This window comes from Streptomyces finlayi, assembly GCF_014216315.1.
In the GTDB taxonomy this organism is placed as follows: domain Bacteria; phylum Actinomycetota; class Actinomycetes; order Streptomycetales; family Streptomycetaceae; genus Streptomyces; species Streptomyces finlayi_A.
On the sequence record NZ_CP045702.1, the window covers coordinates 1,785,742 to 1,806,257 of the forward strand.

Annotated in this window: 19 protein-coding genes and 3 pseudogenes; 7 read left to right on the forward strand and 15 right to left on the reverse strand. The window is 71.0% G+C overall.

What is annotated here, in order from left to right; all coding sequences use genetic code 11:
• Nucleotides 1-7 precede the first annotated feature (7 nt).
• A pseudogene (locus tag F0344_RS08100) lies at nt 8-299 on the forward strand (rhodanese-like domain-containing protein); the annotation flags it as partial.
• A 29-nt stretch (nt 300-328) separates the two neighbouring features.
• Here F0344_RS08100 and F0344_RS08105 read toward each other — a convergent pair.
• From F0344_RS08105 to F0344_RS36505, 3 genes and pseudogenes are all read right to left on the reverse strand, one after another.
• Nucleotides 329-478 (reverse strand): hypothetical protein, encoded by a 150-nt coding sequence (locus F0344_RS08105; RefSeq protein ID WP_185298138.1) that lies wholly within the window; start codon nt 476-478, stop codon nt 329-331.
• A gap of 122 nt (nt 479-600) precedes the next feature.
• Nucleotides 601-837 (reverse strand): annotated as a pseudogene (locus F0344_RS08110) (hypothetical protein); the annotation flags it as partial.
• Complete coding sequence (locus F0344_RS36505; RefSeq protein WP_308460894.1) at nt 834-1,043, reverse strand: hypothetical protein; 210 nt, start codon at nt 1,041-1,043, stop codon at nt 834-836. The pseudogene F0344_RS08110 and the gene F0344_RS36505, both read right to left, overlap by 4 nt.
• A 719-nt stretch (nt 1,044-1,762) precedes the next feature.
• On the opposite strand from F0344_RS36505, the gene F0344_RS08120 reads away from it, so the two are divergent.
• Entirely contained in the window at nt 1,763-2,551 is a 789-nt protein-coding gene (locus tag F0344_RS08120) for a DUF6197 family protein (RefSeq protein ID WP_185298139.1), read from the forward strand.
• 161 nt (nt 2,552-2,712) lie between these two features.
• Here the strand turns inward: F0344_RS08120 and recX are convergent, their stop codons facing one another.
• Nucleotides 2,713-3,519: a recombination regulator RecX gene (recX, locus tag F0344_RS08125; protein ID WP_258049760.1), complete on the reverse strand. Its 807-nt coding sequence runs from the start codon at nt 3,517-3,519 to the stop codon at nt 2,713-2,715.
• Nucleotides 3,520-3,522: 3 nt separating this feature from the next.
• Nucleotides 3,523-4,653 (reverse strand): recombinase RecA, encoded by a 1,131-nt coding sequence (gene recA / locus F0344_RS08130; RefSeq protein ID WP_185298140.1) that lies wholly within the window; start codon nt 4,651-4,653, stop codon nt 3,523-3,525.
• Nucleotides 4,654-5,109: 456 nt separating this feature from the next.
• Between recA and F0344_RS08135 the strand changes: the two are divergent.
• Nucleotides 5,110-5,441: pseudogene (locus F0344_RS08135) on the forward strand (short-chain dehydrogenase); the annotation flags it as partial.
• A 15-nt stretch (nt 5,442-5,456) separates the two neighbouring features.
• On the opposite strand, the gene F0344_RS08140 reads toward F0344_RS08135, so the two are convergent.
• Both F0344_RS08140 and F0344_RS08145 read right to left on the reverse strand, forming a co-directional pair.
• Entirely contained in the window at nt 5,457-6,614 is a 1,158-nt protein-coding gene (locus tag F0344_RS08140; protein ID WP_185302574.1) for an AI-2E family transporter, read from the reverse strand.
• A 248-nt stretch (nt 6,615-6,862) separates the two neighbouring features.
• A complete protein-coding gene (locus F0344_RS08145; RefSeq protein ID WP_185298141.1) occupies nt 6,863-7,057 on the reverse strand; it encodes a DUF3046 domain-containing protein in 195 nt (64 codons plus the stop codon).
• Nucleotides 7,058-7,136: 79 nt separating this feature from the next.
• Here F0344_RS08145 and F0344_RS08150 point away from each other — a divergent pair, with 79 nt between their 5' ends.
• Nucleotides 7,137-8,051 (forward strand): hypothetical protein, encoded by a 915-nt coding sequence (locus tag F0344_RS08150; protein WP_185298142.1) that lies wholly within the window; start codon nt 7,137-7,139, stop codon nt 8,049-8,051.
• A gap of 35 nt (nt 8,052-8,086) precedes the next feature.
• Here F0344_RS08150 and F0344_RS08155 read toward each other — a convergent pair whose 3' ends face one another.
• The 3 genes from F0344_RS08155 to F0344_RS08165 are packed head-to-tail and all read right to left on the reverse strand — an operon-like array spanning nt 8,087 to nt 10,123.
• Entirely contained in the window at nt 8,087-8,392 is a 306-nt protein-coding gene (locus F0344_RS08155) for an AzlD domain-containing protein (protein ID WP_185298143.1), read from the reverse strand.
• Entirely contained in the window at nt 8,389-9,252 is an 864-nt protein-coding gene (locus tag F0344_RS08160; RefSeq protein WP_374940073.1) for an AzlC family ABC transporter permease, read from the reverse strand. The genes F0344_RS08155 and F0344_RS08160 overlap by 4 nt, the downstream gene beginning before the upstream one ends.
• 10 nt (nt 9,253-9,262) lie before the next feature.
• Nucleotides 9,263-10,123: an AraC family transcriptional regulator gene (locus F0344_RS08165; RefSeq protein WP_185298144.1), complete on the reverse strand. Its 861-nt coding sequence runs from the start codon at nt 10,121-10,123 to the stop codon at nt 9,263-9,265.
• A gap of 101 nt (nt 10,124-10,224) precedes the next feature.
• Between F0344_RS08165 and F0344_RS08170 the strand changes: the two genes are divergently transcribed.
• From F0344_RS08170 to F0344_RS08180, 3 genes are all read left to right on the forward strand, one after another.
• On the forward strand, nt 10,225-14,919 hold the full coding sequence (locus tag F0344_RS08170; protein WP_185298145.1) for an Lhr family helicase: 4,695 nt from the start codon (nt 10,225-10,227) through the stop codon (nt 14,917-14,919).
• Nucleotides 14,920-15,013: 94 nt separating this feature from the next.
• Nucleotides 15,014-15,835, forward strand: a complete 822-nt coding sequence (locus tag F0344_RS08175; protein ID WP_185298146.1) for an Fpg/Nei family DNA glycosylase — start codon at nt 15,014-15,016, stop codon at nt 15,833-15,835.
• Nucleotides 15,836-15,871: 36 nt separating this feature from the next.
• A complete protein-coding gene (locus tag F0344_RS08180; RefSeq protein WP_185298147.1) occupies nt 15,872-16,636 on the forward strand; it encodes an SDR family NAD(P)-dependent oxidoreductase in 765 nt (254 codons plus the stop codon).
• Nucleotides 16,637-16,734: 98 nt separating this feature from the next.
• On the opposite strand, the gene F0344_RS08185 is transcribed toward F0344_RS08180, so the two are convergent.
• From F0344_RS08185 to rimO, 5 genes are all read right to left on the reverse strand, one after another.
• Nucleotides 16,735-16,959 (reverse strand): hypothetical protein, encoded by a 225-nt coding sequence (locus tag F0344_RS08185; protein WP_185298148.1) that lies wholly within the window; start codon nt 16,957-16,959, stop codon nt 16,735-16,737.
• A gap of 167 nt (nt 16,960-17,126) precedes the next feature.
• Nucleotides 17,127-17,510, reverse strand: a complete 384-nt coding sequence (locus F0344_RS08190) for a helix-turn-helix domain-containing protein (protein ID WP_185298149.1) — start codon at nt 17,508-17,510, stop codon at nt 17,127-17,129.
• 109 nt (nt 17,511-17,619) lie between these two features.
• Nucleotides 17,620-18,129, reverse strand: coding sequence for a CinA family protein (locus tag F0344_RS08195; RefSeq protein WP_185298150.1), 510 nt, complete (start codon nt 18,127-18,129; stop codon nt 17,620-17,622).
• Nucleotides 18,126-18,932, reverse strand: a complete 807-nt coding sequence (pgsA, locus tag F0344_RS08200; RefSeq protein ID WP_185298151.1) for a CDP-diacylglycerol--glycerol-3-phosphate 3-phosphatidyltransferase — start codon at nt 18,930-18,932, stop codon at nt 18,126-18,128. The genes F0344_RS08195 and pgsA overlap by 4 nt, the downstream gene beginning before the upstream one ends.
• Nucleotides 18,929-20,416, reverse strand: a complete 1,488-nt coding sequence (rimO, locus tag F0344_RS08205; RefSeq protein ID WP_185298152.1) for a 30S ribosomal protein S12 methylthiotransferase RimO — start codon at nt 20,414-20,416, stop codon at nt 18,929-18,931. Before rimO ends, pgsA begins: the two co-directional genes overlap by 4 nt.
• Nucleotides 20,417-20,516: the final 100 nt, after the last annotated feature.

Here is a 20,516-nt window from a genome sequence, read left to right on the forward strand (position 1 = left end):
GGACGTCGACCGAACGGGACAGTTGACCGCAGGGCGGGGCAGGGCACGCAACGAACTGGAGTGGCGGCTCGATCCGTGGGGAAGCCATCGCGCCATCGCGCCATCGCGCCATCGCGCCGGTGAGCCGGTGAGCCGGTGAGCCGGTGAGCCACGATCTCCGGGTGGTGGTGATCTGCAACGAGGGGTACGCGTCGAGCCTGGCGGCCGCGTCCCTGCACCGCCTGGGACTGCACCGGGCGACCGACCTGACCGGTGGATTCCAGGCATGGCGTGCGGCGGGGCTCCCGGTCGAGGTGTGACCGGGAGCCCGTGAAGCCGGTGCGGGCGGTCACTGCCTGGAGGTGGCCACCTCCACCGGGAGGGGCCTGAGCGCCAGCCGTCCGGGAGGGGCAGTGGCCACCAGGACCAGCAGCGCGGCGGCGCCCAGCACCGCGGCGTACACCGTCGGCAGGACTGCGGGCGCCGCGCTGCCGGTCATTCCGATACTGAGGGCGGTCAGGACGCGAGGGAAATGCCGCTGCCCAGGACCGCGGCGATCAGCAGAAGCGCCAATGTCGATGAATTGACTGTGAAGCCAGGCGGCGAGCGGCAGCCCGGCGAGCGAGTCTTGCCGTTGCCCTTGTGCTTGACGGCGGTGCGGTGGATGTTCTGGTCGGCCGAGACGACGAGCGGTGTGGAGGTGTGGCGGCGTAGCGCTCGGTGGCGATCTTTCCCCGCAGACCGGTCTCCAGGAATGTGCCGCGGCCGTGATGAGAGCGGCTGCGCACATGAGGCCAGTAACGCGCCCAACCCGCCCTTCCGGTCCCGGATGGTGTGCAGGGCGTAGCGCAGCATCATGATGCGTCCGTCTCCGGTCGATGGTCTGCGGGGCTGGGTGCCGGGAAGGCGAGCAGTCGCGTGAGGACCGTGCGTGCTCCGGGCGGCGTCGCGGCGTCCGGGCGCTTGTACCGGTTCATCAACGCGATGTACTCCTCGAGGAACGCGCGCGGTTCGGGGAGCGTGAGCCGGATGGAGCCGCGCGAGTACGGGAAGGCGTCACCCACTCGTCGCCCGGATCGGGCTGATCGGTCCGGGCGGACTGGTGGGTCAGGTCAGTCCGGTCAGTTCGGTCGGGCTGTCCGCTGTCGCGTTGGAGCTGCTCGAAGAGGGCCAGGTCCGCGGCGTAGGCATGCCTGTTGAGCTCGTCCGTGACGCGTCGTGTCGCGGGTGTCTGGCGGGACCGCGGCAGGAAGCGCCGGTCACCCGGAACGGCTCTCCACCAACATCGCCTTCTGCCTCCCGACCCTTCGGCCCCGGAGCCCGTGAGCTCTGCGGCAGGGGTCTCGACGTCCTGTGGCACGGTCTCCTCCACGAAGCCGTACCTGGCCAGTTCGCGCAGGTGACAGCTGGTGGCTCCGGTGTTCAGCCCGAGCGCCCGGGCGAGGATCGCGGACGTGGCCGGTCCGTACAGGTGAAGTGCTGAAGGGTCTTTGGCGCCGTGGCTGGGCGAGCGCCTTGAGCGCCGCCAGCTCCGTGATCTCGGTACCACCGGGTTTCTCTGGCATGCCCCACACACTGCTCTGCGCACAGCTGGCGGTGCACAGCAGTATTCCGGCGTCTTCGCACGGGGTTAGCCCCCTCGTCGCCCTCCTCCGGCCGACTGCACGCGCGCCCCGGAATCCGCGCCGTCCCACCCGAACGCCACGCCCCAGTGGAGCGATCGCCGTGAGCCCCGCACATTCACCTCACCACCGAGGAACGAAATGTACGGAGATGCCGGCCGATGAAGACCCTGTACCTCACCCCCGATCAGCTCGACGCCCAGGTCTCCCACCTCCACGACACAGCAGCGTGGCAGGACATCATCACGGGCTGGGAACACACAGCACCCGAAGCGCCATTGCCCGCGAAGCCTGGACCGGCGCCCCGACCGGAACCAGGACCCGAGTCTGAGCCGGGCCGGAAGCCAGGGCCGGAATCCAAGCCGGAGCCCGAGTCGGCATCTGCATCTGCATCGGCGTCGGCGTCGGCGTCGGCGTCGGCCAAGGGCAGCGCGACACGCGCCCTGGACCGAGCCCCGGCCCCCACCAGGGACTCGGCCGACTGGCGGGATCTGCTGTCCGTACCCGTCGATCAGCTCATCGACGAGTCCGTGCGGGCGCTTGCCACGCCACCGCCCCGCGAACGCCGGCTTCCCGGGCGACTGGGCGCGGTCCTGCCCGAGCGCCTGCACAGCTGGCGGCGTATCGGTCAGCCCGATGTGCGCCCCTCCGTCCATCTCGGCTACGCCCGGCAGATCCTGGTCGAGTGGGGCTGGCAGAACACCCCGTACCGGTTGCGCGATGCCCGGGGCGCCCGGTGCCTCTGTGGCGCCCTGCTCACCGCTCACCGCCTCGGGTACGGATCCCTCGACACCATGGACCGGGCCGGGGCCTGGCTGATCACCGAGCTCCGTTCACAGGGCTGGACCGGTCTGATCGGCCCATGGAACCGGCACCCCGGCCGTACCGCCGCCGACGCCCTGTCTCTGCTCGATGCCACCATCCGACGGGCCTCACACGCAGGCCACTGACCCCTCCGGCCGCCCTGGCTGACCGCTCTTGACCGCTCTGACCGCCCTGGCCCGTCACCCGAGCGTTCCAGCCCGGCCCGGCGCACCCGCATCCCGGACGCACTCCCGCCCTCGACCACAGCCTCCCCCGACCGGGCCTCCTCCCCCCGTGGGCCGCGTCCTCAGAAGGACTCGTCCAGGCCCTCCGTCTCCTCGCCCTCTTCCGCCAGGGCTTGCCTCACTACGCGCAGGGCCATCCCCTCCCCATACCCCTTGCGCGCGAGCATCCCAGCAAGGCGGCGCAGGCGCTTGTCCCGGTCCAGGCCGCGGGTGGAGCGGAGTTTGCGCGCCACCAGCTCCCGCGCCGTCGCCTCCTCCTGCTCCGGGTCCAGTTGCCCGACGGCCTCGTCGATCAGCCCTGAGTCCACGCCCTTGGTGCGCAGCTCACGCACGAGAGCCCGGCGTGCCAGCCCCCGGCTGCGATGCCGGGACTCCACCCACGCCTCCGCGAACGACCCGTCGTCGATCAGCCCGACGTCCTCGAACCGTGACAGCACCTCTTCGGCGGCCTCGTCGGGAATCTCCCGCATACGCAGGGCGTCCGCGAGCTGCTTCCGTGTGCGTGGCGTCCCGGTGAGCAGGCGCAGACAGATGTTGCGCGCCTGCTCCACCGGGTCCTGCGGTTCCCCCTTCTCGGCCCTCGACGAGGAGGAGGAACCGCCGCTTCTGCTGTCGGTGCGGGAACGACGGCCGGCGCCGCCCGGCCCCGAACCTTCGCCGAACCCTCGGCCACCTTCACCGAACCCCCCGCCCGAGCTCCTCCCCCGACGGCGCCCGTTCCCCGCAGCGGGCTCGGTCCGGGAACCGGCCCTGCCCCCGGGACCGGACTCCGGCTCGGATTCATGGGCGGACCGGGCGGACCCGGCGAATTCACGACCGGCGCCCGTGCCGGGGCCGATGTCGTCCGACCACTCCGTACGACGCGTCACGGTCTAGCTCTTGGCCGCCGCAGCCTTGGTGGCCTTGGCCTTGGTGACCGGCGCGGCCACGGACTTCGCCGAAGCGTCATCCGCGCCATCGGCAGTGACGGCCGGGACGGCAGCGGGCTCGGCCGCCGGGACCTCGGCCCGCACACCGATACCCAGCTTCTCCAGGATCTTCTTCTCGATCTCATTGGCGAGGTCGGGATTGTCCTTGAGGAAGTTACGGGCGTTCTCCTTGCCCTGGCCGAGCTGGTCGCCCTCGTACGTGTACCAGGCGCCGGCCTTGCGGACGAAGCCGTGATCGACGCCCATGTCGATCAGACCTCCCTCGCGGCTGATGCCGTGGCCGTAGAGGATGTCGAACTCGGCCTGCTTGAACGGCGGCGCGACCTTGTTCTTGACGACCTTGACCCGGGTCCGGTTACCGACAGCCTCGGTACCGTCCTTGAGCGTCTCGATCCGTCGGATGTCGAGACGCACCGAGGCGTAGAACTTCAGCGCCCGGCCACCTGTCGTGGTCTCGGGGGAGCCGAACATCACACCGATCTTCTCGCGAAGCTGGTTGATGAAGATCGCGGTGGTCTTGGACTGGTTGAGCGCGCTGGTGATCTTGCGGAGCGCCTGGCTCATCAGACGCGCCTGCAGACCCACGTGCGAGTCACCCATCTCGCCCTCGATTTCCGCACGCGGCACCAGGGCCGCGACGGAGTCGATGACGATCAGGTCGAGCGCGCCGGAGCGGATCAGCATGTCCACGATTTCCAGCGCCTGCTCACCGTTGTCCGGCTGGGACAGGATGAGATTGTCGATGTCGACGCCGAGCTTCTTCGCGTACTCGGGGTCGAGAGCGTGCTCGGCGTCGATGAAGGCCACCGTGCCGCCGAGCTTCTGCGCGTTCGCCACGGCGTGGAGCGTCAGCGTCGTCTTACCGGAGGACTCCGGCCCGTACACCTCCACCACACGGCCGCGTGGCAGACCGCCGACGCCCAGGGCGACGTCCAGTGCGGTCGATCCGGTGGGGATCACCTCGATGGGCTCGTTCGGCCGCTCACCGAGGCGCATCACCGCGCCCTTGCCGAACTGTCGTTCAATTTGTGCGAGTGCGGCGTCCAACGCCTTCTCGCGGTCGTTACCTGCCATGGGTTCCACCCGATTTGCTTGAGTCGATCGCTTCACGTCAAAGACGCTAACCCCTGCCACTGACAATGGGCCTCGACGTCCTCCCGGCCTGTGGACAACTCCACGGTCGGGCCCGGGAAAACCCGGCCGGAACCTCATGAGAATGGATGTTCGATTTCAGTGTCAAGCGCACCGCGCCGGACCATCCAGTCGAGAGTAGCCGCTTATAACAGCACAGGGCTAGCAAGTCAATGAAAGTGTTTGACCTCACGCTAGATTCCGGGCACGCGGGGACATCTCCGACATGAAAAGCCGCCCTTGTCGCGGGCGGCACCGGCGGTACGGGAAGAGGCATCGCGGCCGAGGTCGGCGCCGCCGGAGCGACCGTCTATGTGACGGGACGCACCAGCGGCTCCGAACGGTCCGAGATGAACCGCCCGGAGACGATCGAGGAGCGCATCCGAAGCGAGCGGGGCGCGCTCTCCACATGCCGTGGCGCCCACTCCGGCCGGCTCAGGTCCCAGGCCATGCTCCAGGCGCACGGCCACCGAGGCCAACTGGCGCGAGGCGATCGCGCACTCGCCCCACTTCGCCATCTCCGAGAGCCCTGCCCACGTCGGCCGCGCCGTCGCCGCCCTGGCGCCCAGGACCCCGAGGTGGCGCGCTGGAACGGAAATTCTCTGTCCAGCGGCGGGCCGGCGCAGGTCTACGGCTTCACCGACATCGACGGCAGCCGGCCCGATGCCTGGCGCTACCTCACCGAGGTCCGGGACCCCGACCTTCCCGCGGACGGCACCGGGTATCGCTGACCCCGCGGAAACTCCTCACCCGGGTGCGTCCGTGCCGCTCTCCGGCTCGTCCCCCCGGCCATCGGGCTTCCGCAGGACCTGCCCCATCCGCGCCCGTGCCGACACGCCTCGGCGCCCGCGACGGCCGCCGTGCATCCTCGGGTCGTCCGTCACCTTGTACCGCTTCACGTACGCGCCGAGGAACGCCTGCAGCGTCGCGATCGCCGGGATGGCGATCAGTGCCCCCACGGCACCCATCAGCGCCGCCCCGGCAACGACCGAGCCGAACGCGACCGCCGGATGGATGTCCACGGTCTTGGAGGTGAGCTTGGGCTGCAGCACGTAGTTCTCGAACTGCTGGTAGACCACTACGAAACCGAGGACCCACAGCGCGTACCAGGGGTTGACGGTGAAAGCGATCAGCATCGGCAGGGCGCCTGCCAGATACGTACCGATGGTGGGGATGAACTGGGAGACCAGGCCGACCCAGACCGCGAGCGCCGGAGCGTAGGGCACGCCCAGGATCACCAGCAGCACGTAGTGCGCGACTCCGGAGACCAGAGCCATCAGTCCGCGCGAGTAGAGGTAGCCGCCGGTCTTGTCGACGGCGATCTCCCAGGCGCGCAGCACCTCGGCCTGGTGCGCGGGCGGCAGTACGGAACACAACGTGCGGCGCAGCCGGGGCCCGTCGGCCGCGAAGTAGAAGGCGAACAGGAAGATCGTCAACAGCCTGAACAGTCCGCCGAGCACCGTCGTCGAGACGTCGAGGACACCGGTCGCACTGTTCTGGACGTACTTCTGCAGCCAGTCGGAGTGCAGCAGACTGTCCTGGACGTCGACCCGGGACAGCTTGGTGCGGAAGGTCTGGTTCCCCCAGTTGATCACCGAGTCGAGGTACGCCGGAAGATCCTCGACCATGTCGAGGATCTGGCCCGCGAGCATCGAGCCGAGCAGCAGGATGAAGCCGACCGCGGCGGACAGGACCGCGATGAAGACCAGGAACGTGGCAAGGCCGCGGCGCATACCGCGCGACGCCATCCGGCTCACGGCCGGTTCGATCGCCAGCGCCAGGAAGAACGCGAGCAGTATGTTGATCAGCAGGCCGATGAGCTGGTCGAACGCCCAGCTGCCGAGCTGGAAACAGGCGTAGAGCGCGAGCGCGAGCACCATCGCGCGCGGCAGCCAGCCGGGCATACGGGCCGGGCCGGCACCGGTGAGCGGCGCAGGTGGCGCGGTCGGCGGGACGGGCGGCTGGGTCTGGGCGGTCTCGTCTGTCGGTGCCACGGGACAAGTCTCGCCCATGCGTGTGGCAACCGGCCGCCCGCCCCGGACCCCACCAGTGGCAGCTGCCCGGTTGCCGTCAACACTGCCCGGCTCCCCCGCTCGTCCGGAGGACCTCACCGAGCCCTGTCCGAGGGCTGTCCGGCGTCCTGGGAAAGCCGTCAGCGCTTTTCGGCAGGAACGCCGGCCGCCGCGCAGACCGCGCGCCAGACGTCCTTCACGTCCCATCCGGCAGTCAGCGCCTGGTGCACCGTACGGCCTCCGAGTTCGGACATCACATGATCGCGCGCGAAGGAGTCCGCGTAGGCCTCACCGAAGTGGTCCGCCATCCGCTCCCAGAAAATCGTCAACCGCATGCATCCATTATCCCGCTCCTGAGGGTGCAGCCGGGCCGCCCGACCGTGCCGACAGCGCTTTCCGCTCTACGGTCGCTCCATGGCTGGAACCGGAGCACATCCACTCGCCCGCGCCGAGCAGTTCATCTGGCTCACGGCCCGCGTCCTCGAACAGCGGCGGTTCGCCCAGGAGTTCCTGGGCGGCAGCACGGACGCGGTCGAGACCGCACTCGCCGCGTACCTCAACGAGGACAGCGGTTACGGGCACGCGCTGGAACCCGATCTCCGCGGTCCCGTGAGCCAACCGCTGCACACCGCTCACGCACTCAGCGTGCTCGACTCCATCGGCCGGTGCACCGGCATGCGGGTGGAGCGCATCTGCCGCTATCTGAGCGACGTGTCGACCAAGGAGGGTGCACTGCCCGCGATCCACCCCTCACAGCGCGGCTACCCGGCCGCCCCCTTCATCCCCGTCGTGGACGACCCTCCCGCCGAGCTGCTCGCCACCGGTCCCGTCGTCGGGCTGCTCCACCGCAATCAGGTGTGGCACGCGTGGCTGTTCCGGGCCACCGATTTCTGCTGGGCCGCCATCGACGCACTCGAGCAGTCCCATCCGTACGAGATCCAGGCGGCCGTCGCCTTTCTGGACGACGTCCCGGACCGGGCACGCGCCGAATCCGCGGCGGACCGTCTGGGACGGCTGGTACGCGACCAGCGGCTGGCGGTGCTGGACCCGGACCGGCGTACGGACTACCCGGTGGCCCCCGGCTACGCACCGGGCGAACACCACTTCCCGTACGACTTCGCCCGCACACCTGGATCGCTCGCCCGCGGGTGGTTCACCGACGAGGAGCTGGAGCGCTCACTCGACCACCTGGCGGACGGACAGCAGGAGGACGGCGGCTGGCCGGTCACCTGGCGCCAGTGGGCGCCGGGAACAGCCCTGGAAGGCCGCCCGCTCGTCACGCTCAGGGCGCTCCAGACGCTGAGGGCGTACGGCCGCAGCCTCGGCTGATCCGTCTCCGGCCGCGGCACTCTCCAGCAGAACGTCTACCCCAGGGCACGTACCCCGGCCGTCACCGCCACGGCGGCCCCGATGACCACAAGGAAGGGTGCGCGAAGGACCAGGGCGAGGGCCGCCGCCGCCAGACCCGCTCCCCGGGCGTCCAGAGTGAGCTGCTGCCCGTCCGCGAACGTCTGCTGCGCGGTGAGCGCCGCCAGCAGCGCTACGGGCAGGAGCGCGGCCAGACGTTGCACCAGGGGACGTTCCAGCGCTCCGGCGGGAACGAGCAGTCCCAGGAGCTTGGCGAGATAGCAGCCGACGAAGGTGAGCCCGATGGCGATCCAGACGTTCATCGGGTGCTCTCCTCGTCCTGTGTCACGACGGTCGTTCCGTTCGTGCCGTCCTGTGTCCCCACGGTCGTTCCATTCGTGCGGCGCGCCATCAGAAAGAGGACGGCAGGTGCGGCGAGCGCGGAGAGCAGCACCGGAAGTCCCGCAGGCAGCACCGGCAGGAGCCCCAGGGCGAGCAGCACGGCGAGGGCGCCCGTGACGCGCTCCGTGGTGCTCTTCAGCATCGGTGCGAGCAGCGCCAGGAACACGGCCGGGCTCGCCGCGTCCAGCCCCCACGCGTTGGTGTCACCGAGCGCCTCGGCGCCGAGTGCCCCCACCAGGGTGGTCAGGTTCCACAGGACGTACAGGGTGAGCCCGGTGACCGTGAAACCGATCCGGGCCGCACGCCTGGTGGGCTGCGGCAGTGTGACGGCCGTCGTCTCGTCGATGACCCACTGTGCGGCGAACGGACGTACCGCACGGGGCAGCGCCAGCAGCTGCGAGAGCCGCAGCCCGTAGAACGCGTTCCGCACACCGAGGAAGAAGGCCCCGGCCGCCGCCGTGTACGGGTTCCCCCCGGCTGCGAGCGCGCCCACCAGGGCGAACTGCGAGGCGCCGGTGAAGACCAGAAGACTGAGCGCGCAGGTCTGGAGCAGAGTCAGTCCGGCGCCGGCCGAGGTGACCCCGAAGGCGAATCCGGAGAGCCCGACGGCGATACCGACACCGAGCGCGTCCCGTACGACCTCCGCGTCCCGCCTGGGGGCGACGGCTGTCGGCGTACCGGATGTGCCCCGGCCGGGCGCTGCGGCCGGTCCTGCCCCCGGTCCGTCGGGTGTGCCGGCGTCCACGCGGCCGCTTCCTGGGGGTGCTGTCTGTTCTGCCACGTCCGGAACGCTACGTCGGGGTGTCCGTACCGGTCTTGTACGTTCTTGCGCGCCCGCGCTGGTACGCCCCGGGTGGCACTCCCACGATCCGGGTGAAGTGACGGTTGAGGTGGGGCTGATCCGTGAAGCCGACGGCTGCGGCGGCGTCGGCGGGTGCGGTGCCCCCGTCCAGCATGAGACGGGCCCGCCTCACCCGGGCGTCGGTGAGCCAGGTGTGCGGCGGCATTCCGTACTGCTTCTTGAAAGCGCGGAGCAGTGCGAACGGACTGGTCCCGAGTTCGACGGCGAGCGTCTCCAGCGTCGGCGGCGCGGCCATCCGCTCCTGGAGTACCGTCCGGGCCCGCGCGGCGTCCCGGGCACCCGCCGAGTGGGGTACGGAAGTGGGCAGCACCCCGCCGTGCCGGCCCAGGAGTCTGGCGACCATGACGCGGAGCAGGCTGTCCGCCGCGAGGGCGTTGCCCTCCTCGGCGGCGCGGTGGATCTCGGTGATCAGCCGGGCCGCGTGCGGGTCCGGCACGCTGCTCTCGGCGAAGCCGACGGTTCCGCGCAAATTGGTCATGTCGGCCGCGATGTCGTTGATCACCTGCGCGGAAGGGTAGAGCGTGGCGTACACCCAGCCCTCCGGGACACCGGCACGGGCGGTGTGCGGAACCTCCGGATTGATCATGACCACGGCGCCGGGGCCGGCGTGCACGGTGCCGCCGGGCAGGCCGACGTCCTCGACACCGCGCGTGATCGTGCCGAAGACGTAGCCCTCGTGGGTGTGGCGCCGGAAGGTGTGGCGGACGTAGCGGGCCCGCAGGAGATCGAGTTCGGGCAGCTCCGCGTACTGCCAGTACCGCGCCCACTCCTTCTCCGCCCCCGCTGCCATAGGCGCATTCTCTCAGGTCCGGGGGCCGCCCCGCAGATCATGTCACCGCCATGGCCCGCCGTCACCGGCCGTTGTCAGTGGCGAGGTGCACGATGGGGGACATGGCCGGTACCGCACTCGACTCCTTCTCCCCCGCGACCCGCAGCTGGTTCACGGGAGCCTTCAGCGCGCCCACTGCGGCGCAGGAGGGGGCGTGGCGGGCCATCGCCGAGGGTTCGGACGTGCTGGTGGTCGCGCCGACGGGATCGGGCAAGACCCTCGCCGCGTTCCTGGCCTCGCTGGACAGGCTGGCCGCCGTCCCCCCGCCCGCCGAGGCCAAGAAGCGCTGCCGCGTGCTGTACGTGTCCCCGCTCAAGGCCCTCGCCGTGGACGTGGAGCGCAACCTCCGTTCACCTCTGACGGGCATCCGCCAGGAGTCCGTACGTCTGGGACTTCCCGAGCCCGAGGTGCGCGTCGGGATCCGCTCGGGCGACACCCCGCCCGCCGAGCGCCGCTCCATGGCGACCAGGCCTCCCGACATCCTGATCACCACACCCGAATCACTGTTCCTGATGCTCACGTCCTCGGCCCGGGAGGCCCTCGCGGGCGTCGAGACGGTGATCCTCGACGAGGTGCACGCCGTCGCCGGCACCAAGCGCGGCGCCCACCTCGCCGTCTCCCTGGAGCGTCTCGACGAGCTGCTGCCCCGGCCCGCACGACGGATCGGGCTGTCGGCGACGGTCCGCCCGGTCGACGAGGTGGCACGCTTCCTGTCGCCGCAGCGGAAGGTGGAGATCGTCCAGCCGCCGTCCACCAAGCAGTTCGACCTGTCGGTGGTCGTGCCCGTCGAGGATCTGGGCGAGCTCGGTGGCTCCCCCGCCACGGACGGTGGGGCCGACCAGGCCGAGAAGCCCTCGATCTGGCCGCACGTCGAGGAACGGATCGCCGATCTCGTCCAGTCCCACCGCTCCACCATCGTCTTCGCCAACTCCCGCCGCCTCGCGGAACGGCTCTGCAACCGGCTCAACGAGATCGCGTACGAGCGGGCGACCGGCACCGCGTTCGACGAGCACACCGCCCCGTTGCCCGAGGCCCACTCCCCCGCCGAGATCATGGCCCAGTCGGGTGCCGCCAAGGGCGCCCCGGCACTGCTCGCCCGCGCCCACCACGGATCGGTGTCCAAAGAGCAGCGCGCCCAGGTCGAGGAGGACCTCAAGGCTGGACGACTACCCGCCGTCGTCGCCACGTCCAGCCTGGAGCTCGGCATCGACATGGGGGCGGTCGACCTCGTGATCCAGGTCGAGTCCCCGCCGTCCGTCGCCTCCGGACTGCAGCGCGTGGGCCGCGCCGGACACCAGGTGGGGGCCGTCTCCACCGGAGTGGTCTTCCCCAAGTACCGGGGCGACCTGGTCCAGGCGGCCGTCGTCACCGAGCGCATGCGCGTGGGCGCCATCGAAGCCCTCCGGGTCCCGTCCAACCCCCTGGACGTCCTCGCCCAGCAACTGGTCGCCATCGTCGCCCTGGACACCTGGCAGGCCGACGACCTGCTCGCCCTGGCCCGCCGTGCCGCCCCCTTCGCCTCCCTCCCGGAATCCGCGTTCACGGCCGTGCTCGACATGCTCGCCGGCCGCTATCCGTCCGACGCCTTCGCGGAACTGCGCCCCCGCGTGGTGTGGGACCGCGTCGCCGGTACGGTCACGGGCCGCCCGGGCGCCCAGAGGCTCGCCGTCACATCCGGCGGGACCATCCCCGACCGAGGACTCTTCGGCGTCTTCCTCGCCGGAGCCGACCCCAAGAAGGGCGGGGGGCGCGTCGGCGAGCTGGACGAGGAAATGGTCTACGAGTCCCGGGTCGGCGATGTCTTCACCCTGGGCACCACGTCCTGGCGCATCCAGGACATCACCCGGGACCGCGTCCTGGTCACCCCGGCACCGGGAGTCCCCGGCCGGCTGCCGTTCTGGAAGGGCGACCAGCTCGGCCGCCCCCTGGAGCTCGGCCGCGCGCTGGGCGCGTTCCTCCGGGAGATCGGCGGACTCTCCGCAGAGGACGCCAGGGCCAGACTGCGCGCCGCCGGTCTGGACGACTGGGCGGCCGACAACATCCTGTCCTACCTGGAGGAACAGGTCCGGGCCTGCGGTCACGTCCCGGACGACCGCACCATCCTGGTCGAGCGGTTCCGCGACGAACTGGGCGACTGGCGGGTGGTCGTGCACTCCCCCTTCGGGGCTCAGGTCCACGCTCCCTGGGCACTGGCCCTCTCCGCCCGGCTCGGCGAGCGGTACGGGATGGACGCCCAGGTCATGCATGCCGACGACGGCATCGTGCTGCGCCTCCCCGACGCCGACCTGATGGGTCTCGATCTCCTGGACTTCGGTCCGGCCGACCCGTCCCAGGAACCCGTCAGCGGCGCCGGCGAGCGGGGCCTCGGGCTGCCGGACGCGGCCTTCGACAGCGAGCAGGCACCGGTCGGCGCGGCCGACGTCGTCTTCGACAAGGGGGAGATCGGTCAGCTCGTCACCGACCAGGTGGGCGGCTCCGCGCTCTTCGCCTCACGGTTCCGCGAGTGCGCGGCACGCGCGCTGCTGCTCCCCCGGCGCAGCCCCGGTAAACGCACACCCCTCTGGCAGCAGCGCCAGCGTGCGTCCCAGCTGCTCCAGGTCGCTTCCGAGTTCGGTTCGTTCCCGATCGTCCTCGAGGCGGTCCGCGAATGCCTCCAGGACGTCTTCGACGTCCCGGGCCTCACCGAACTGATGGGTGATCTCGAAGCCCGGCGTATCCGCCTCGTCGAGGTGACCACCCAGGAACCCTCCCCGTTCGCCCGCTCCCTCCTCTTCGGCTACGTCGCACAGTTCCTTTACGAGGGTGACTCGCCCCTCGCCGAGCGGCGGGCGGCCGCCCTCTCGCTCGATTCACATCTCCTGGCCGAGCTGCTCGGCCAGGCGGAACTGCGTGAACTCCTGGACCCCGAAGTGCTCACCGAGCTGGAGCAGGAGCTCCAGTGGCTGACCGAGGACCGGAAGATCAAGGACGTGGAGGGAGTCGCCGACCTCCTGCGCGTCCTGGGCCCCCTGACCGATACGGAGCTGGCCGAGCGCGGTGCGCAGCCGCGGTGGGCGCCGGACCTGGTGTCGGCCCGCCGGGCGATCCAGGTCCGCATCGCCGGAGCCCCCCACTGGGCGGCTGTCGAGGACGCGGGCCGTTTGCGCGACGCGCTGGGCACCGCGCTCCCCGTCGGAGTCCCCGAGGCGTTCACCGAACCGGTCAAGGACCCCCTTGGCGACCTTCTCGCCCGCCACGCCCGTACGCACGGCCCGTTCACCTCCACCCAGGCCGCCGACCGCTTCGGCCTGGGCACCGCGGTCACCGACGGGGCCCTTCAGCGGCTCTCGGCCTCTGGCCGGATCGTCCAGGGCGAGTTCCACCCGGCCGGCATCGGCCAGGAGTGGTGCGACGCCACCGTCCTGCGCCGGTTGCGCCGCCGCTCGCTCGCCGCGCTCCGTCACGAACTGGAACCGGTGCCCCCCGCCGCCCTGGCCATCTTCCTCCCCCAGTGGCAGCACCTCGGTGACAACAGCCTGCGCGGAATCGACGGACTGGCCCGCGCCATCGAGCAGTTGCAGGGCGCCCCCGTTCCCGCGTCCGCGCTGGAGAAGCTCATCCTGCCGAGCCGTGTCCAGGGCTACACCCCCGCGCTCCTGGACGAACTGACGACGACCGGCGAGGTCGTCTGGGCCGGTGCGGGCGCACTCCCCGGCAAGGACGGCTGGCTCTCCCTCTACCTCGCCGACAGCGCACCGCTGCTGCTGCCCCCGCCGCACCCACTCGAACAATCCGCACTGCACGAGTCGGTCCTGACCACGCTCTCCGGCGGATACGGCCTGTTCTTCCGCCAGATCGCCGACCAGGTCCGCGCGACCACCCACCCCGACTGCACCGATCCGCAACTGGCCGACGCGCTCTGGGACCTGACCTGGTCGGGCCGTCTCACCAACGACACCCTCGCCCCGCTGCGCGCACTCCTCGGCTCCGGACGCACGGCAGGGTCCACGGCCCACCGCGCCAGACGCAGCGTGCCCCGCGGCCGGTACGGCTCGCTGACCGCCGCCGCCCGGCCGGCCTCCCGCACCGGCCCACCCACGGTCTCCGGCCGCTGGTCCCTGCTCCCGGCGGCCGAGCCCGAACCGACACACCGGGCGCACGCACTGGCCCGCACCCTCCTGGACCGCCACGGCGTCGTGACGCGCGGCGCGGTGCAGGCCGAAGGCGTCGAGGGCGGCTTCTCCGCGACCTACCGCATCCTCGCCGCCTTCGAGGACAACGGGCAGGCGCGGCGCGGCTATGTCGTCGAGGGCCTCGGAGCGGCCCAGTTCGCGATGGAGGGAGCGGTGGACCGGCTGAGGGCCGCATCCACGGCCCGCGACCGTTCGGACCCCGGCACCGCTCCACGCGCGGTGGTCCTGGCCGCGGCCGATCCTGCCAACGCGTACGGGGCCGCACTGCCCTGGCCCGAACCACCCGACGGCGCGGGACACAAGCCCGGCCGGAAGGCCGGCGCGCTCGTGGTCCTCGTCGACGGCGAACTGACGCTCTACATGGAGCGCGGCGGGAAGACCCTGCTGGCCTGGCCGACCGACCCCGACGACCCGGCGCTCAGGGCCGCGGCCGAGGCTTTGGCCTCCGCCGCGCGGGCGGGAGCGCTCGGCACGGTCACGGTGGAACGCACCAACGGAGCCTCGTCCCTCACCTCGCCCCTGGGCCGCACCCTGGAAGCAGCCGGTTTCCTCGCCACCCCTAGGGGCCTGCGCCTCCGCGCCTGACCCGACCGCCCGCCGGACCCACAACCCGGCCACGTGCGCCCGATGCCCCGCAATGCCCCGCCCCGAACCCGCCCCGAACCCGCAAAATGGAGGCATGCCCGAAGGAGACACCGTCCTGCAGACCGCCACCCGTCTGCACACCGCGCTCGCGGGTCAGGTCCTCACCCACTCCGACCTCCGCGTCCCCCGCCTCGCCACCGTCGACCTGACCGGCCGGGAAGTCCTCGACGTCACCGCTCGCGGCAAACACCTCCTCACCCGGATCGAGGGCGGTCTGACCCTCCACAGCCACCTGCGGATGGACGGGGCCTGGCGCGTCTACGCGGCGGGCGAACGCTGGCGCGGCGGCCCCGCCCACCAGATCCGCGCCGTGCTCGGCAACGGCACCCACACCGCCGTCGGGTACCGCCTCCCCGTCCTGGACCTCCTCCGCACCCGGGACGAGGAGAAGATCGTCGGCCATCTCGGCCCCGATCTGCTGGGCCCCGGCTGGGACGCCGACACCGCGCTGCGCAATCTGCTCGCCGACCCGGACCGCCCGCTCGGGCAAGCGCTTCTGGACCAGCGCAATCTCGCCGGCATCGGCAACGTCTTCATGTGCGAGCTGTGCTTCATGGCCCGCGTCACCCCCTGGCTCCCCGTCGGACGGCTCCCCGCCACCACTGCCACCCGGCTGGTCAGCACCGCCAAGCAGCTCCTCGAAGCCAACCGCGACCGACCCACCCGTACCACCACGGGTCCGACCCCCGCAGTCGCCGCCCACGCGCCCACCCGGGCCCGCCCGCAGGAACACCTCTACGTGTACGGCCGGGAGCGCCGTTCCTGTCTGCGCTGCGGCACTCCCATCAGGAAGGTCACCGAAGCAGACCGCCCCACCTACTGGTGTCCGCGCTGCCAGGTGGGCCCCACACGCTAGTTGACGACCCGTCAGTTCCAGTCGTACGGTCCCGTCATGCCCCTCACCGCGTACGACCTCACCGGCCGGTCCGCGTTCATCACGGGCGCGGCAAGCGGCATCGGCCGGGCCTGCGCCGTCCTGCTCGCCGAAGCGGGAGCCACGGTCCACTGCGCCGACCGGGACGAGAAGGGCCTGCACGCGACCCATGAACTGGTCACCGGCTCAGGTGGCACGGCACACACTCATCTCCTGGACGTGACAGACCGTAGCCAGGTCCGGTCCGCGGTCACGGAGGCGGGCGAGGTGGACATCCTGGCCGCCGTCGCGGGGATCATGCACACCAGCAGCGTCCTCGACACCGAGGACGCGGATCTCGACCGGGTCATGGCGGTGAACTTCAAGGGCGTGCTCCACGCCTGCCAGGAGGTCGCCCGCAGCCTCCTCGCCCGCTCGGCGCCCGGGTCGCTGATCACCATGGCCTCGGGCGCCATCGACTCCGCGAGCCCCGGGCTGCTCTGCTACAGCGCGGCGAAAGCCGCGGTCGTCCAGCTCACCAGGACTCTCGCCACCGAGCTCGGCCCGTACTCCATCCGGGTGAACGCCGTCGCTCCCGGCTGGATCCGTACACCGATGACCGACCGACACGACGCGGACCAGCAGCACCGGGCTGAAGCCTCGATGGTCCGGATATCCCCGCTGGGTCGCGTCGGAGAGCCGATGGACGTGGCCCACACGGTCCTGCACCTCGCATCGGACGCCTCGGCGTTCACGACCGGTCAGATCCTGCGTCCCAACGGCGGGGTCGCCATGCCCCGGTGACAGCAGCTGTCGCACACCCCCGGTGACACCCACCGCCGCACGCCCCCCGTGACGGTCGCAGCCGCGCACGCCCCGCAGCCGCCCTGCCTGGGCGGCACTCACCGCCGCACGCCCCCGGAGTCACCCTCCCCCGCGGACCGGCGCCCCCCGCCGGCCGGCCGCGCGGTCGCCGTCACATGGACCGGCAGCAGGCTCAGTCCCCACCCGCCCGCCGCCACCGCGCCCTCGATCACCCCTGCGTGCACCGGCTCAAGCACCAGCCGCAGCACGGCCCACCACCACAGCCCGCCGAGGACGAGCGCCGGCACCCATCGCCGCGTCATGGCTGCCTCCTCCGGCTCACGCGCCTCCTGGGCAGTCTCCCCCCGGACCGGCAGCACTGCATCCGAACAGCCCCGCACACTGCCCTCCTGCCCGCACACCGAGAAGCCCCGGCCCACCCCCAAGGGGCGGACCGGGGCTCCGGTTCACACATGCATGACCGCGCGGATCAGGCGGCGACGACATCCACCGCTTCCGCGGGTGCCTTGATGGTCACCCGGCCGGTCGGCACACCTGTCACCGACGAGACGGAGACGGAATTGAGCCTCGGGCGTACCGGTACAGGTACCGGATCACTGGCTGCCGCCGATTCGGCCAGTTCGGCCAGGGACAGCTCATCGCTCACTTCACGCATGAGCTCGGACATCCGTACGTCAAGCGCGTCGCAAATCGCGGAGAGCAGCTCAGAGGATGCCTCCTTCTGCCCCCGCTCCACCTCGGACAGATAACCGAGCGAGACCCGGGCGGACGAGGAGACTTCGCGCAGAGTACGGCCTTGGCGCTGGCGCTGCCGACGCAGCACGTCACCCAGCAGGCGACGGAGCAGAATCATCGGTGGCTCCCTCCTCGGACCGCGTAGCCGCATCCTTCACGCCCCACCGTACCGCCTTGCGCTGCGGCTGTGCGGGGAGCGATGTCGTGTTCACTCAGGGCTGCAAACATCAGATCCCCCCGATCTGTTCCGTATCCTGTGCCCTCGCATTTTCACCGAGTTCTCCGGACAGCAGTTCGAGGACGCTCCGTACGCTCTGTTTACGGATGTCCGCCCGCCCGCCGTTCAATCGCAACGCGGCGACCTTCTCCACGCCTCCCGGCCCGGAAACCGCTACGAAGACCGTACCGACGGGCTTGCCGTCCTGCGGCTCCGGCCCCGCGACCCCGGTCGTCGAGATGCCCCAGTCCGCGCCCAGTGCCCGCCGCACCCCGGCGGCCATGCCCAGCGCCACCTCGGGATCCACAGCACCGCGCTCGGCCAGAAGGGGCCCGTCGACACCCAGCACATCCCTCTTCAGGACGGTGGCGTACGCCGTGACGGCCCCGCGGAAGGACCGCGAGGCACCGGGCACGGAGGTGATCTCGGCCGCGACCAGACCGCCGGTCAGCGACTCCGCGACGGCAAGGGTCTCGCCGCGCTCCACGAGCCGCCCCAGTACCCGGGCCGCGGCGGTCACCGTTCGGCCTCCGCCGGGCCCCGGGCCTGGGCACGCGTACGGGAGACGTCCGCTCCGGCGTCGACGCCCCCGGGGCTCCCGGTTCCCTGCGCCTCGGCACCCGGCGTTCCGGCCTCCTCCGCATCGGCGGCGGACGTGACAGCTTCCAGGGCCGCGACGCGCTCGGCCGCGAGCCCCTTGCGCCGCAGCACCACGGCCTGGCGCACATAGTCGAGACCGGTGAGCACCGTCAGCGCGACGGCGATCATCATCATCCAGAAGCGGAGCGTGGCCAGCGGCCCCGTCATCACGAGGACGTACATGCCCACGGCCGTGCCCTGGGCCAGCGTCTTCAGCTTGCCGCCGCGGCTTGCCGGGATCACCGCGTGGCGGATCACCCAGAAGCGCATCAGCGTGATGCCCAGCTCGCGGAAGAGGATCACGCCCGTGATCCACCAGGGCAGATCGCCCAGGACCGACAGCGAAACCAGTGCCGCTCCCATGATCGCCTTGTCGGCGATCGGGTCGGCGATCTTCCCGAAGTCCGTGACCAGGTTGTACCGGCGTGCCAGATGGCCGTCGAAGAGGTCGGTGATCATGGCGACCGCGAACGCGGCCCAGGCGAAGGCACGCCAGACCGGGTCGTAGCCGCCGTCGTGGAACAGCAGCATGACGAAGCCGGGCACGAGCAGCAGTCGCACCATGGTGAGGATGTTCGCGATGTTCCACAGGCTGGCCTGGTTGACGGCCGCAGTGCCCAGCTTGCCGCCGCGGACCGGCTTCGCGCCGGACCCGCCTGCCGCGGATGCCGGGGCTCCGGTCATCTGGCCACCTCCGCGAGCTCGTGGTGTTCGGCCACGAGGTCCACTCCCTCGGTACCTACGACCTTTGCCTCGACCATACGGCCCGGCACGAGTCCCTCGCGTGTGGTGAAGACGACCTGTCCGTCCGTTTCGGGCGCCTGGTGTGCCGCACGGCCCACCGCGACCGGGCCGTCAGCGACCTGACCGTCCTCCTCGACGGATTCGACGAGCACCTGAAGACTCTCGCCGATCCGCTCCTCGGCGCGCTGCGAGGTCAGTTCCTCGGCCAGCTGCGAGATGTGGGCGAGTCGCTCGGCGATCACGTCGGCGTCCAACTTGTTCTCGTAACCGACCGCTTCGGTGCCGTCCTCGTCGGAGTACCCGAAGACGCCGATGGCATCCAGCCGGGCTCCGGTGAGGAAGCGTTCCAGCTCTGCGAGGTCGGCCTCGGTCTCACCGGGGAAGCCCACGATGAAGTTCGACCGGGCACCGGCGTACGGCGCCTTGCCGCGGATCGTGGCCAGGAGCTCCAGGAAACGGTCCGTATCGCCGAAGCGGCGCATGGCCCTGAGCACCTCGGGGGCGGAGTGCTGGAAGGAGAGGTCGAAGTACGGGGCGACCTTGGGCGTGGACGTCAGGACGTCGATCAGGCCGGGGCGCATCTCGGCGGGCTGGAGGTAGCTGACCCTGATCCGCTCGATCCCCTCGACCTCCGCCAGTTCCGGCAGGAGCGTCTCCAGAAGGCGGATGTCGCCGAGGTCCTTGCCGTACGAGGTGTTGTTCTCGGAGACGAGCATGACCTCCTTGACGCCCTGCTCGGCCAGCCAGCGGGTCTCGCCCAGGACGTCGGAGGGACGCCGGGAGATGAAGGAGCCACGGAAGGAGGGGATGGCGCAGAAGGAGCAGCGGCGGTCGCACCCGGAGGCGAGCTTCACCGAGGCGACGGGGCTCGTACCGAGCCGGCGGCGCAGCGGGGCGCGCGGGCCGGAGACCGGAGCGACACCCTCCGGCAGGTCATCGGGGGCCGCGGCGATCTCCTGTGCGTGCCCGGGGAGCGCCACGGAGGCGTCCTGGCGCTCCGCCGGACTGATCGGCAGCAGCTTGCGCCGGTCGCGAGGCGTGTGCGAGGCGTGGATGCCGCCGTTGAGGATGGTCTGGAGCCGGTCGGAGATATCGGCGTAGTCGTCGAATCCGAGCACCCCGTCCGCCTCCGGCAGGGCCTCGGCGAGGTCCTTGCCGTAACGCTCGGCCATACAGCCGACGGCGACCACGGCCTGGGTTGTGCCGTGGTCCTTCAGATCATTGGCTTCGAGGAGGGCGTCGACGGAGTCCTTCTTGGCGGCTTCGACGAACCCACAGGTGTTGACGACGGCGACATCGGCGTCGGAGGCGTTCTCGACGAGCTCCCAGCCGTCCGCTGCCAAGCGGCCTGCAAGCTCCTCCGAGTCCACCTCGTTACGGGCGCATCCGAGAGTGACAAGGGCGACGGTACGGCGTTCGGGCATGGACTCAAGACTACTTTGTCCCGGCACTGGCCCCGCCGTGCAGGGTTCCCCCTTACAGGCAGTGACAAAGACGGTGAGCGCCCGGCAGAACTGCCGGACG